The sequence below is a fragment of the Parabacteroides sp. AF19-14 genome, from assembly GCF_003635485.1.
GTDB classification, from domain to species: Bacteria; Bacteroidota; Bacteroidia; order Bacteroidales; family Tannerellaceae; genus Parabacteroides; species Parabacteroides distasonis.
Genome location: NZ_QTMJ01000031.1, coordinates 753 through 12647, shown reverse-complemented (window position 1 = coordinate 12647; position 11895 = coordinate 753). Strand labels below are relative to the sequence as shown.

Annotated in this window: 12 protein-coding genes and 1 pseudogene; 5 read left to right on the top strand and 8 right to left on the bottom strand. The window is 40.6% G+C overall.

Annotated features, from left to right (window positions below; translation table 11 throughout):
• Nucleotides 1-7: 7 nt before the first annotated feature.
• From DWX33_RS20590 to DWX33_RS20550, 7 genes and pseudogenes are all read right to left on the bottom strand, one after another.
• Nucleotides 8-1228: a glycosyltransferase gene (locus tag DWX33_RS20590; protein ID WP_121962930.1), complete on the bottom strand. Its 1221-nt coding sequence runs from the start codon at nucleotides 1226-1228 to the stop codon at nucleotides 8-10.
• A gap of 53 nt (nucleotides 1229-1281) precedes the next feature.
• Nucleotides 1282-2556, bottom strand: a complete 1275-nt coding sequence (locus DWX33_RS20585) for an O-antigen ligase family protein (RefSeq protein ID WP_121962931.1) — start codon at nucleotides 2554-2556, stop codon at nucleotides 1282-1284.
• Nucleotides 2553-4076 carry a lipopolysaccharide biosynthesis protein gene (locus DWX33_RS20580; RefSeq protein WP_233524158.1) on the bottom strand — a complete coding sequence of 508 codons (1524 nt, stop codon included), beginning with the start codon at nucleotides 4074-4076 and terminating at the stop codon, nucleotides 2553-2555. Before DWX33_RS20580 ends, DWX33_RS20585 begins: the two co-directional genes overlap by 4 nt.
• Nucleotides 4051-5274, bottom strand: a complete 1224-nt coding sequence (locus tag DWX33_RS20575; RefSeq protein WP_121962932.1) for a Coenzyme F420 hydrogenase/dehydrogenase, beta subunit C-terminal domain — start codon at nucleotides 5272-5274, stop codon at nucleotides 4051-4053. Before DWX33_RS20575 ends, DWX33_RS20580 begins: the two co-directional genes overlap by 26 nt.
• Before the next feature lie 6 nt (nucleotides 5275-5280).
• Entirely contained in the window at nucleotides 5281-6366 is a 1086-nt protein-coding gene (locus DWX33_RS20570) for a polysaccharide pyruvyl transferase family protein (RefSeq protein WP_122380980.1), read from the bottom strand.
• A gap of 404 nt (nucleotides 6367-6770) precedes the next feature.
• Nucleotides 6771-7022, bottom strand: a pseudogene (locus DWX33_RS20560) (nucleotidyltransferase family protein); the annotation flags it as partial.
• A gap of 356 nt (nucleotides 7023-7378) precedes the next feature.
• On the bottom strand, nucleotides 7379-7807 hold the full coding sequence (locus tag DWX33_RS20550) for a hypothetical protein (RefSeq protein WP_005855752.1): 429 nt from the start codon (nucleotides 7805-7807) through the stop codon (nucleotides 7379-7381).
• A gap of 137 nt (nucleotides 7808-7944) precedes the next feature.
• On the opposite strand from DWX33_RS20550, the gene DWX33_RS20545 reads away from it, so the two are divergent.
• Nucleotides 7945-8508: a BT4734/BF3469 family protein gene (locus DWX33_RS20545; protein WP_005855750.1), complete on the top strand. Its 564-nt coding sequence runs from the start codon at nucleotides 7945-7947 to the stop codon at nucleotides 8506-8508.
• Nucleotides 8509-8563: 55 nt separating this feature from the next.
• Nucleotides 8564-10396, top strand: a complete 1833-nt coding sequence (locus DWX33_RS20540; RefSeq protein ID WP_122380979.1) for a DUF3987 domain-containing protein — start codon at nucleotides 8564-8566, stop codon at nucleotides 10394-10396.
• 141 nt (nucleotides 10397-10537) lie between these two features.
• Here DWX33_RS20540 and DWX33_RS20535 read toward each other — a convergent pair whose 3' ends face one another.
• Nucleotides 10538-10777, bottom strand: coding sequence for a DUF4248 domain-containing protein (locus DWX33_RS20535; protein ID WP_005855745.1), 240 nt, complete (start codon nucleotides 10775-10777; stop codon nucleotides 10538-10540).
• A gap of 229 nt (nucleotides 10778-11006) precedes the next feature.
• On the opposite strand from DWX33_RS20535, the gene DWX33_RS20530 reads away from it, so the two are divergent.
• Genes DWX33_RS20530 through DWX33_RS22430 form a run of 3 tightly spaced genes read left to right on the top strand, consistent with a single transcriptional unit; the run spans nucleotide 11007 to nucleotide 11850 of the window.
• On the top strand, nucleotides 11007-11504 hold the full coding sequence (locus DWX33_RS20530; RefSeq protein ID WP_005855743.1) for an HU family DNA-binding protein: 498 nt from the start codon (nucleotides 11007-11009) through the stop codon (nucleotides 11502-11504).
• Between the two features lie 44 nt (nucleotides 11505-11548).
• Nucleotides 11549-11749, top strand: coding sequence for a hypothetical protein (locus DWX33_RS23195; RefSeq protein ID WP_082211456.1), 201 nt, complete (start codon nucleotides 11549-11551; stop codon nucleotides 11747-11749).
• A gap of 5 nt (nucleotides 11750-11754) precedes the next feature.
• Complete coding sequence (locus tag DWX33_RS22430) at nucleotides 11755-11850, top strand: smalltalk protein (protein WP_005855736.1); 96 nt, start codon at nucleotides 11755-11757, stop codon at nucleotides 11848-11850.
• Nucleotides 11851-11895 lie beyond the last annotated feature (45 nt).

Sequence of the window (11895 nt, the reverse complement as noted above, 5' to 3'; positions counted from 1 at the left end):
TGTATTATTAAATATTAATTACATGGTTAACAGATTCATTTTTAAAGAAATTGTACGCAACACGGTTGTCTTTATCCAATGACAAATAAGAATTTGCATACATTTGTACACCTCTACGATCACACAGAGAAATCCACTCCCTAACAGAAGAGAAATTCGGCCATTTCTCTTCATCCAAAATCAAGAAATATGATAACGCTGCATCTGAAATCCAATGCTTAGCCACTTCTGAAGAAATAATAGGTAAACCACAAGCCATATACTCCGCCAGTTTTGTTGGTGAAGCTACCGCATTCATCACTACATTATCCCTAAACAAGAATGCGACATCTGCCGCATTCAAGTAATGAGGAACCTCCGCAAAACCTAATGACTTACAGATTACATTTTCACGAATTTCTTTGCTGACCTGCTGACGGTCCATTACTTGTTCTAATAACCCAACATCATGTGTCAGAACTAAGAATTTTGAATGACTATCAAAGGAATAATATGCAGCAAAAAAAGCTATAGCCTTATCAACCTTTTGCCAAGCATGTAATCCACCACTGTAAACAAACACGATATTATCCTCCGCTATCCGTAAATCATTACGAATTTTTCGACGAATCTCATCATTCTTATAAAACGAACTTGTATCCACACCACATTGATACACTAATATTTTGTTTTCGTCAGCCTTATACTTGTCCATGATATGCCTCTTCATGGCAAAGGATTGACAAATGATAATGTCGGCCAAAGTCGAACTATCACGTTCATACTTTTCTAACAAACCCCAATACCAGTTTTTTGAAGTGGACTTCAAAGAATAAAGATATTCCTCGGGACGAGCACCATGCATATCTACAATACACTTTAGTTTTCGGCAAAATTTTCGTGCGATCCCCATTGATTTAAACGAGACAGAATATTCCCCTAACAAATATGTCGGTTTATGAATACAACACAACACAAATAAAGCAATTGACATCCAATGGTTATTTAACACTTCAGCCACCTTACATCTGCTCAAGAAAGGAAACATTGGCACATAATATTTTTTTATCACTTTATCAGACAGGACAAATTTCCCTTTTGAATAAACATACGCACTCTTTTTAATCGGATAAAATTCAACCTCTATAATTTCATCCGATATTAATGACGCAATAAAAACATCAACATTTCTAATACGTCTAATCTCACCCGAGTTTAAAAAAGGAGATGAATGAAAATGGATTAGCATAATATAAATTGATTATTAATATAAAATTTGTAATCACTATCAATAGTACAACATTAATATTTAGGAAATGAAAAGCTTTTCATAGCTACAGAAGTTTTTGTCTTCTTCATCAATAAAGCCATTACCAAAAAAAGTACCATCACATGAGTAAAATAGATAGAAGCAATAAAACAAAGAGCTACATACGTGGTTATACAACACTTACCAGCGATATTATTACCTTTCCACAATGAACGTAAAAAAAGAAAATAAAAAAAAAGACCTATCAAACCTGTTTGTATTATAATTCTTTGGAATGCATTCATATAAGTATCATTTACACCAAAAGTATAGGCAACCGATGTTTGAGATATTTTCTGTTCCAATTTCTCTTTGCTATGTAATCCAACTAGTATTTCAAACGGACTCATTGTATCAAGAATATAATATCCACGCCATATCCGAATAAAGCCTGACATTTTCATTGTTTGGCCACGTAAAGCTCCATCTTGAAAAATTTCCGCTTGTCTATCTAGTAATTTCTCTCCATATTCCGTATTCATCACATACCTAATAGAAAATATTATCATTAAAGAAAAAACAAGCACAGAAAAAAACGCAACAATTGGTCGAAAGCGCCTTAACAACATTATCATATAGAATACAATAATAACTAATACACCCAATAAGGCATTACCTGAGGCCAAAGCCAATAAAGTCAGCAAATAAATAGCAGAACGAATATACGCCTTCTTATCTGCAACATAAAACAACTCAGCAATAACAAGTGGTAATAAAAACTGAACTAAATGAGCTGGTTCACTGAAAAATGCCGAAGATCTTTCTCTCTCTATAGCGACATCCGCCCAATCGCTAATACTATCATAAGAACCTACTATACCCTTAACTTCTATTGGAAGAAAAGTAAATATGCCAATAATTCTATATCCAAAAGACATATACATTAGTTCTTGAAATATAAAAAAAATAATATTCACAAAAGCGACAACTCTATAATATTTCAAAAACACATTCAAATCCAATTCCTTATTCAAAACGCCCCAAAAAAGACATATATATATAATACTTGTATCTATTATCTCTGAAATAGTACTATTAAAAAAGAATCTTGCGACACAATAATAACAAACATATAACAATAATAAAGAAGAATGTAAAAAACAAATCCTCCCTCGCTTCTTTAAAACATAAATAAAAAAAATATACATCAATAGCATAGAAAAATTAGCATAACCATAACCATAATATTTAAATATGGGATAACTCACAGCTGCAAAAGCTGCCATTTTAGAGACACCATCTATTGATGTAGTAGTTTTTATTCTCATTTTTTTAACTTACATTTTAATATACATACAACTTCAGTTCTCTCTTTTTTACTAATACCAACAAAAAACACTAGAGAAGAAGAGATTACAATAGAGATAAATATTTCCACAACCAAATTCGCAAAAGAATTTACGAATTGGCTAAAAAACAAAGGTACTGGAACAGACAAAACCGAGACGATTAACGCATAGAGTACAACCTCTCTCAAATATCTAAAAATAGGAAATTCATACAAACTATTCAAATAGAATAGACGAAATAATAATACAAACACATTTATCATTATCTTTATAATTAATACGATCTCAGGAAAATTCCAAATATTGATAGCAATAAAACTTAAAGGAATGTTAGACAAGATCATTACACTCATTAAAAGCTGATAATTCCGGATATTCCCCGTTGCCTGTACAGATACCCATAAAGGTCCCTGAAGGGCATCCAAGAGTAAAAAAAGAATCATCATACGACAAAATTGGACAGAATGAGGAGGAACTTCAACCAACCACAAACCTAAACATTCCTTACAACAGATAAACACTGGTAGAGAAATAATAAACAACAAATAGAAAGAATACTTAGAAGTACGAATTACCAGATCAATAAAATATTGTTTTTCTCCTGCCGCATAGGATTTTACAATTTGAGGATTGAAAGCCATCTGAAAATTAGAAACAAAACTATAAACTGCATGGCTCACTTGGTTCGCAATACCCATCGCTGCATTTACTGTCACACCATAAAAAAGATTCAGCAATATATTGAGTCCTTGCGAAGCCCCCATATTGGCAGCCCCTCCAAACAAGCTCCAAGCGGAAAAACTAACCAACCGTTCATAAAGTCCCTTTTCAAAAAAGAATGTATAACGACAAACAGAAAAGCGACATCGGCAATAAAGATAATAGCCAAAGGTTATAACTAAAATCACTGAAAACATCAAAAAAGAATAAAATATTAATTTATCAAAGGTTGTCAAGGCCAACAGATAAACTATAAGTAAACGACACACAGATTCTATCACACTAATATACGCATAAAAAGACATACATTCATGAGAGATAATCGCTGCACTATAAGGTGCACGTATAATGCTGATACAAGTTGCTAATATAGAGAATTGGTAAGTCATCACCACTGCATATTCCCTTCCTTCCGGATACTTGATATAATGGATTAAAAACCAAAGTCCGACAGTTTCAGCCAAGATAAACGTCAACAATGCTATACACATATGGATAGTAACACTCGCCGAAAAAACACGACTTATAGTCACCTGATTACCAACACCCAATTCATAATTCAAAAAACGTTGCGTGGATGTTACCATCGCATTATTGATAAATGTAAAAAGAACTACAATCCCACCTACCACATTATAAACGCCAAAATCCTCTATACCCAATACCTCTAACACGATTCGGCTGGTATATAGCGATACCCCCATAATCAAGAGCATACGAATATAAAGAAACAGTGTATTTTTCACTATCCGCTTATTGTTTTCTGATGTTTTGGACATAAATTTTAGATTTTGATTTTATAGCCCTCGCCATTAATGTAATTTTTTCTCCCAATAATTTCTTTACAAATAATCTGAGTTTAATTTTTCTATATTGTGGACCTCTAAATACAGTATTTGCCAACTTTTCATAACCTTCTATTTTCATTCTATTGTAAATGGTTTTACGAATAGGGGGCAACTTTGAATAAGATCGCAAATTAGCATTATTTTTAGCGGCTGATTGTATATTTGATTCATAATATTCTACTAACGGCATTACTTCATTCCAAAAGCCTTTACCCTTTTCAGTATTAACCAATACTAAAGAAACCCCTTTACTACTGTCTAACTGTGGAAAAAACTCTTTAACACCCCAATAATCTGCTAAAGTTATATCACTTTGTCTGGATAATCTAGAAAACGGACAATTATAACATGAACAGCGATATGTCATCGCATACATGAATGAATATAAAAATGGAGAAAGCTCATAAGTCGGAAGCTTCACTACTCGGATTTGAGAACCAATCTTAATCATTACAGACTCGCACCCACCCCAGCCTTCATCATCTCTAAACTTATATTCTAAAATATCTCCGCAATATTTGTTTCGTAAATACCGTAGATGTTCATCAAACAACAATTGGCTAGGTACCCCATGACACACTAGATCAGAAGTCAATAAATTATCAAATGGCTGTCGTAGAAATCCTTTCAAACCAGCTACTTGACAAGGTGTACCTGTAAAATAGACCAACCTTCCCGCTCTTAATTCCGCCTTTATTTGACTATACGTATTCCTCAAATCACTCTGAACATACTTGGATCCACGTAAAGGAAGCAATTCATCCAATGTTTCCGCAGAGGTATGTTTCACTTTCAAATCTTTATCCAATACCGCACCAAAAACAATACCATTTCTCTTAATAACTTCTTGAGAAATAGCAAAAAAAACTCCTCCACTAGAACTCTTTTTACGTTCATTTTCATCTTTTAAATAAGAAGCATAAACATCCTGTCTATCTCCTATAAATAAGGGAGAAGTAAATGTACATACCTTTTCGCAAAGCCCACAATTAACACATGAATTTATATCCTTCACCGGATAAAGGAATCCTTCCTCATCTTCTTGCATTACAAGAGCCTTATGTGTACAAATTTGTACACAAGCCGTACAGCCACAACATTCATTTTTATTCTTCGACAACAAATACATATATTCCTAACTCATTGATTTGCGTAAAAAGTAAAGAGCATTTTCTCGCTCTATATTCAAAATCTGATTAACAGGAACATAATCTATAACTTTTTCTATCTGTTCATCTGTAATCAAATCAGAAAGCAATCTATATTCTAATCCTGTCAACTCCAAGATACTTAAAATTCTCGTAGAAAATCCCGATGGATGATAAACAAAAAATTGCTTATTCAAATTAACCGAAAAAGCTGTACCATGAAAAGAGTTTGTCATAACAAATGAAGCATTATACATTAGCGAAAGAAAGTCACCAGGACTAGAATAATACATAGTCTTATCTGCATATCGATCTTTATGAAAATCCCAAGAAAATGCAACTACCTTCAAATTTTTTCTTCTAGAAATTCTACGTACAGAGTGATATATTAATTCTTTATCTATAATATTATAAGGTAAATACACCAGAATATAGTCTTCATCTACCAATCTTTTAGACATAAAATTTTTCCATTCCTCACCTTTTAACATGAATGTAGGGTCAAGAACTTGAGTTGACCTTATACCCATTTTATCAAGTAGATTCTTCGCACTCTTTTCACGTACAGATATAGCTTTAAATGATTGAAGCATTTGTTTAATTTCATCAAACTCTACCTCATCTAGTTTTGTTTTCCCAAAGGACGATGCAAATGATATTTTCTGTGTATTATCAGGAAAGCCATCAAAGAAATATCTTTTATTCACTCCCTCATTATAAGTGCTATTCCAAACTTGGTCGCTCCCAACTAAATAAATATCACTTTTAGGGCATAAAGCAAAAAAATCATCGCCATCGTAAATACATCTTGAAAGTTTACAATACTTTTTTAAATAAGAAAAATACACATATTTATTCAATATAAAATTAGGAAACATCAATATCTTTTTAAGCAAACATATTAAGGATTTGATGTTTTTAAAATATCTTCTATAAGTAACACGAGAAGGTACATAATTTATTAACAAAGGAGACCCACCTACCTTTTTTATAACTTCTGCCGTTGCTATAGATTGTAACACAGAACCAAAATTAAATCCAACATGGATCGTGATAAATGATACAGTTTTCATAAACTTAATTGAGACTTTATAAAATACGACTTCTTATATAGTATCCTCGATATAACCTCTAGCCGCATTCTCTCTGTACTTTATTATATAAGGATTGCCATTTACATTTTTCCCAATCACAACTTTAGGATTAATTGTAATACAATAGGCATGACCTATATACAGCCCCCCTCACCCATTTTTTCAAAGATGAAGGCCGTTGCCAAGTTAAAATACCCTTGTACTATTTGTGGAAATAGTATACAGAACGTTGTTTTGTAAACAGAATACCTAAACTGACATTCCACGAGGCATTGTCTCGATTCGATACTGAAAGTAGAATCTTTCAAGGAAGTCAGAAACTTCCTTTTGAAGACTATAAAGTAACACGCTTGCGTCAATATCAAAATAATGATGGACAATGATATCCCCTCCCTCCCGATACGTCTACGAAGCAACTCATTCATCCGGTCTCTAAGACGGATGATATTCACCGGGTTTCCCAACAGTTCTTCCTATTCATTTTTCAAATGGGAGAGAGAAAAGCCCTTGGTCTCACCCTCGTAATAAATGTCCACATCACTACTTTCCGTCTGTTGATTACGAGCCACAGAGCCAAATATACCCATCCTCAAAATTCCATACTTTCCGGCTTGACGAATCTTGAAGTCTTTCAATAAGGTATTTCTTCACATCACAGTTCTATTTCGCTATTTGAGATTCGTGAATTTCGGATATCCTCTATGATCGACTCAGCGGAACGGGAATCTTTCCACTCCCCGGCAAATTGCGAGGCCCAATTATCTCTATGGACTGATCCTTGCTTAACAATGATTTAGAAAGCCGGGATATTAACTCAAGCTTCATATCCAAACTCAAATTCTTAAGAATACTTCAATAAGTATCCATATTCGGTATATTCATATCAGGGCAATCATCGCTTTCATAACTCATTTTCTTTATTAGGCAAATAAATCCATTTTCTCCTTGATAGTAAACGATTCTCCTCTAAATATCAAAATATGCAGTCCCTCTACCCCTCCCCCAGCACATACTTCACGATCGCTCGCCGGATATTGCGCAAGCTCTTGCCTTGCTTGAAGGGGAGCAGGGGGATGATGGCGTTGATGAATTCCTTGCTCTTGATAAGTTTGGCCGGTTCCACGCAGTCGCAAAAGACCTCGTTGAAAAGGTCGGTCAGCACCGTTTGGCAGAGGGTGGCCACATCCGGGCATTGGGCGATTCGCTTCACGAAGTCGTGACGCACCTCCTCGTCTTGGATATAGGAGGCTAATAAATCACACGGCTCCGGATCCGGCCTCACGTCTTTTTCCGAAACGACCTCCGGCTTTTCTCCCGGGTCCAAGCAAATATATTGAATGGCAAACATGGCGTTGGGCAGCACCTGTATGTTCTCGCCATGGATGTGCAGCACACACGGGCTCGCTTTCTCTTCACTCATATCTTCTTCTTTTTCCTGTCACCGAATTACTTTTATGCGCAAATAACTTACCGATAGGTGCAAATAACTTACCGGACCGTTTTTTCTCACTCTTTTACCTTTCCTTTACCAGCCTAAACTTTAAATCAAACGAGTTAATGAAAGAATGTATCATGTCCTTTTTCAACGCCCCCATCTCCAATCAAGTGCCGAGCGGCGTGACCAGTGTCAAACAGTTGCATACCTATATCACCTCCAACGAGTGGCTGAAAGAACGAACGCTCAGCGTACAGGACGCTTTGAGCGACGAGAAACGGTTCCGCAAACTGAAGCAAAACTTACTGCCATACGTCACACCGGCCGGGGTCTTCTCCTATCGCAAGGAAGACCGCCTGTTATTCCTTTCCGGAGAGTTTGTCATCGATATCGACCATCTCCCCTCGCCGGAGGAAACCCTCCACTGGCGAGACACCTTGTTCGCCGATAATAAACTGAGACCGGACCTAGCTTTCGTCAGCCCAAGCACCACAGGCGTGAAACTGCTCGTCCCCTACCGGCTCTCACCCAAGGCTTCCATAGAGGAATCTTTTGATAAGGCACGGCTATCGGCATGGGAATACCTGAAATGGAAATACGGATTGAATGCGGATGCCTCAAACGCCGATCTCTCACGGGCGTGTTTCCTCTGCCATGATCCCTCCGCTAAGCTGCGGGAGAGTTGATAGTTGACAAATGACAGTTGACAGTTTAAATCATAAATTATAACTTATAAATCAAATGAATCCATTATCAGATTTAGAGCGGCTTGTCGCCGCCATCGAACACCAAGGGGCGAACATCGCTCCCACTTACCAAGAGTATATGCCGATCGCCTTCGCCACCGCCAACGATTGCGGGGAAACAGGAAGGACGTTCTTTCATCGCATCTGCCGCCTGTCCGAGAAATACCTCTACGAAGAAGCGGACAAGCTATACGACCACGCCCTCAAAGCGGGCAACGGGCGCAACGGATTAGGCTCCGTCTTCCACTGGGCCGAGATTGCCGGCGTAAAAACGGACAAGCAACTGGCCGACACCTTCCGCCAATACCTGAGGGAGAACAAGAATCCTTCAAACCTTCAAGCCCCTCTCACACCCACACACGCACATACGTACGCACGTGAGGACTTGCCACCCGCTTTCCCGGATTATCCGTGGCCCCCGTTCATCAAGCAGATGATCGATTGCGGGAACTCCATCGCCCAGCGTGACATACTCCTGCTGGGAGTATTCACCGTACTCGGGGGCACCTTGAACAAGCGGGTACGGGTATTATACGGACAAAAATACATGTACCCATGCCTACAAACCTTCATCGTAGCGCCTCCCGCCTCCGGAAAAGGAGCCTTGACATGGGTCAGGCGCCTAGCTGAACCTATTCACGAGGAGATGATGGCCCGCTACAAAGACAGCCTAAAGAATTATCGGGAGGAAAAGAACCGATGGGATTCACTCGGCAAGAAACGCTCCGAGACGCCCGAGCCGGAACAACCGCCCCTCAAGATGTTCCTCATAGCCGGCGATAACTCGGGTACCGGTATCTTAGAGAACCTCATAGAGGCCGACGGCGTGGGGCTGATCTGCGAGACCGAGGCTGATACCGTGAGTACCGCCATCGGAGCGGATCACGGCCATTGGAGCGATACCTTGCGTAAATGCCACGACCATGAGCGACTGGCCTTCAACCGGCGTACTAATCATGAGTACCGGGAATGCGATGAGTCTTATCTCAGCGTATTGCTAAGTGGAACCCCGGCGCAAGTAAAGCCGCTGATCCCCTCGGCGGAGAACGGCCTGTTCTCTCGCCAGTTATTCTATTTCATGCCACCTATCGATGAGTGGATGGACCAATTCGATTCGGAAAGCGAGGATTACGGCCTACGCTTCGCCACATGGGGAACACAATGGAAACAGGTACTGGACCTGATCAACGGATCGGTCCAAACGATCCAGCTAAGGCTATCCGAGAAACAGAAAGAGCTGTTCAACCAACGGTTCGCCCAGTTATTCTCCCACGCCGGTTACGCCTATGGAGGTTCCATGCGAAGCGCCGTGGCCCGTATCGCCATCAATACCTGCCGGATCCTGAGTATAGTAGCCCTGTTGAGAGCCTTGGAGAAATTCCTCCCTCCCCAACAAAAAATTTTCAATTCTCAATTTTCCATTTTCAATTCCCCCGGTCTCTCCCCCGCCCCGGAGATACCCATCGAGAATATCAAGGATGGTATCGTCCCCAAGCTGGACCTGCGGGTCACCGACGAGGATTTCCAAGCCGTACTCACGCTCATAGAGCCTCTTTACCGCCATTCGAGCTACGTGCTGGGCTTCCTGCCTACCTCCGAGGCCATCCCTGTCCAGACCTCTCCTGAACAGGCTTTATTCAATGCCCTCCCAATGATGTTCTGCCGTCGGCAGGCCGTGGAGGAGGCAGCGAAGAACGGCATACCCGAGAAAACACTCGACTCCTCCCTCAAACGGATGCTGGAGAAGGGAACACTGATCAAGACCGCACGGGGCGAGTACGCTTTCTCCTCGCACGTGTGTGTGCGTGAGAGACACCCGAAGGAATGAAGGAATGAAGGAATGAAGGAAATGCCACTACTGTCATTGCCCGTAAGCACTACCGTCGCAGCCCTACGCCAGTACTGGCGTTGTCTGATGCCAGTACCGGCATCGCCGCTCGCCTATACCGACGGGTGGCGGTGTCTCCTCTCAAGGACGACCCAAATAACGGAAGATCAGCTCCACTTGGAGGGAGGTGAAGACCCGTTGCCTCGGGCGGTAGCCCGTATCACCAAGCTCCCGGGTCAGACGATCGTTATACCGCATCCATTCCGCCAGCCGGTTCAGGGCCGAGACGGGGCTGATCTCGGGGGCGTAGGCCATGGCCAGCTCCCGCTTGGAATAGGGCCGCACGGGCCACTCGTCGATTTGTGTATATCCTGTTCGCATATCGTTCGCATTTTTAAGATTTATCTTATTGGTATAAAGATACTTAAAACATACGACACGAACAACTATACGGATGTTTATTTTTCAGCATATCTCCTCTTTTATCTCCCTTATTCATCCGCTGTCAGCGGTATTCATTTCAGAGGAAACCGAATGTCGTACATTTGTTATCGAAAACAAATCGATTTCATTTTCAATTTTCAATTATCAATTTTTAATTATCAAATCTATGGCTTTAAATTACAGCGTGTCCCTTCGGACCAACCCTATCAAGAAAGACGAGCCGGCGAAAGCGTACGCCACGGCACAGATCAATGGTGAGCTATCGCTCAAGCAGCTGAGCCGCCGGGTATCCATGCAAACCACCGTCAGCCGGGCGGATGTGGTGGCGGTATTGATCTCCACTGTCGAGAACCTGCTCGATGCCCTCCAAGAGGGGAAACAGGTGGATTTCGGCGAACTGGGTAAATTCCGGCTCCATATCCTCAACGAGGGTGCGGAGAGTCTTGAGAAATTCACATCTACAAACATCACCGGGGTTAGTATCCAGTATATACCGGGCGAGGACTTGAAGAATGTCTTCGCCGGGCTGGAGTTCCAGCCCGTGGCTACCCGCAAGGCTCAGCAAGCGGTGCTCCGTGCGGAGAAGGCTGGGGAGACTACCGTGGATATCTCGAAGAAGCCGGCTGCTGGGGGTGGGGATTCGGAGTCGCCTGATGAGATCTAACGTGTCACTTTTGGCTTGACCCAAAAGTAACCAAAAGGTCAAGGCTGACGCTAACGGGCTACTTCGAGACCTACGCTCGCTGTCGCATCCCAACTCGCTTCGCTCAGACAGGGATGCTCCGGGCGCTCGCTACGGTCTCTTCGCTTGACGCCCGTCCGCTGAGGCCGTCCGAAGGAAAGCGAAGCTTTCCTCTTATATCAGCCGGGATATCATTATTCAATTCATTATTCACTATTAATTATTAATTATCATGAAAAAGTCCGTATGGAGTACTATTATCAAAGTGATCATCGCCGTAGCTACCGCCATCGCAGGGGCACTTGGCATCCAATCCTGTATTCTCTAATTTTCAATTTCCAATTATCAATCTTCAATTATCATGGGTAAGGCT

What these genes read in the sequence shown, in the direction of transcription:
- DWX33_RS22430 (WP_005855736.1), top strand. Translation starts at nt 11,755, where the DNA reads ATGAAAAAGTCCGTATGGAGTACTATTATCAAAGTGATCATCGCCGTA.
- DWX33_RS20585 (WP_121962931.1), bottom strand. Translation starts at nt 2,556, where the DNA reads ATGAGAATAAAAACTACTACATCAATAGATGGTGTCTCTAAAATGGCA.
- DWX33_RS20540 (WP_122380979.1), top strand. Translation starts at nt 8,564, where the DNA reads ATGAATCCATTATCAGATTTAGAGCGGCTTGTCGCCGCCATCGAACAC.
- DWX33_RS20530 (WP_005855743.1), top strand. Translation starts at nt 11,007, where the DNA reads ATGGCTTTAAATTACAGCGTGTCCCTTCGGACCAACCCTATCAAGAAA.
- DWX33_RS20535 (WP_005855745.1), bottom strand. Translation starts at nt 10,777, where the DNA reads ATGCGAACAGGATATACACAAATCGACGAGTGGCCCGTGCGGCCCTAT.
- DWX33_RS20545 (WP_005855750.1), top strand. Translation starts at nt 7,945, where the DNA reads ATGAAAGAATGTATCATGTCCTTTTTCAACGCCCCCATCTCCAATCAA.
- DWX33_RS20575 (WP_121962932.1), bottom strand. Translation starts at nt 5,274, where the DNA reads ATGTATTTGTTGTCGAAGAATAAAAATGAATGTTGTGGCTGTACGGCT.
- DWX33_RS20570 (WP_122380980.1), bottom strand. Translation starts at nt 6,366, where the DNA reads ATGAAAACTGTATCATTTATCACGATCCATGTTGGATTTAATTTTGGT.
- DWX33_RS20590 (WP_121962930.1), bottom strand. Translation starts at nt 1,228, where the DNA reads ATGCTAATCCATTTTCATTCATCTCCTTTTTTAAACTCGGGTGAGATT.
- DWX33_RS20580 (WP_233524158.1), bottom strand. Translation starts at nt 4,076, where the DNA reads ATGTCCAAAACATCAGAAAACAATAAGCGGATAGTGAAAAATACACTG.
- DWX33_RS20550 (WP_005855752.1), bottom strand. Translation starts at nt 7,807, where the DNA reads ATGAGTGAAGAGAAAGCGAGCCCGTGTGTGCTGCACATCCATGGCGAG.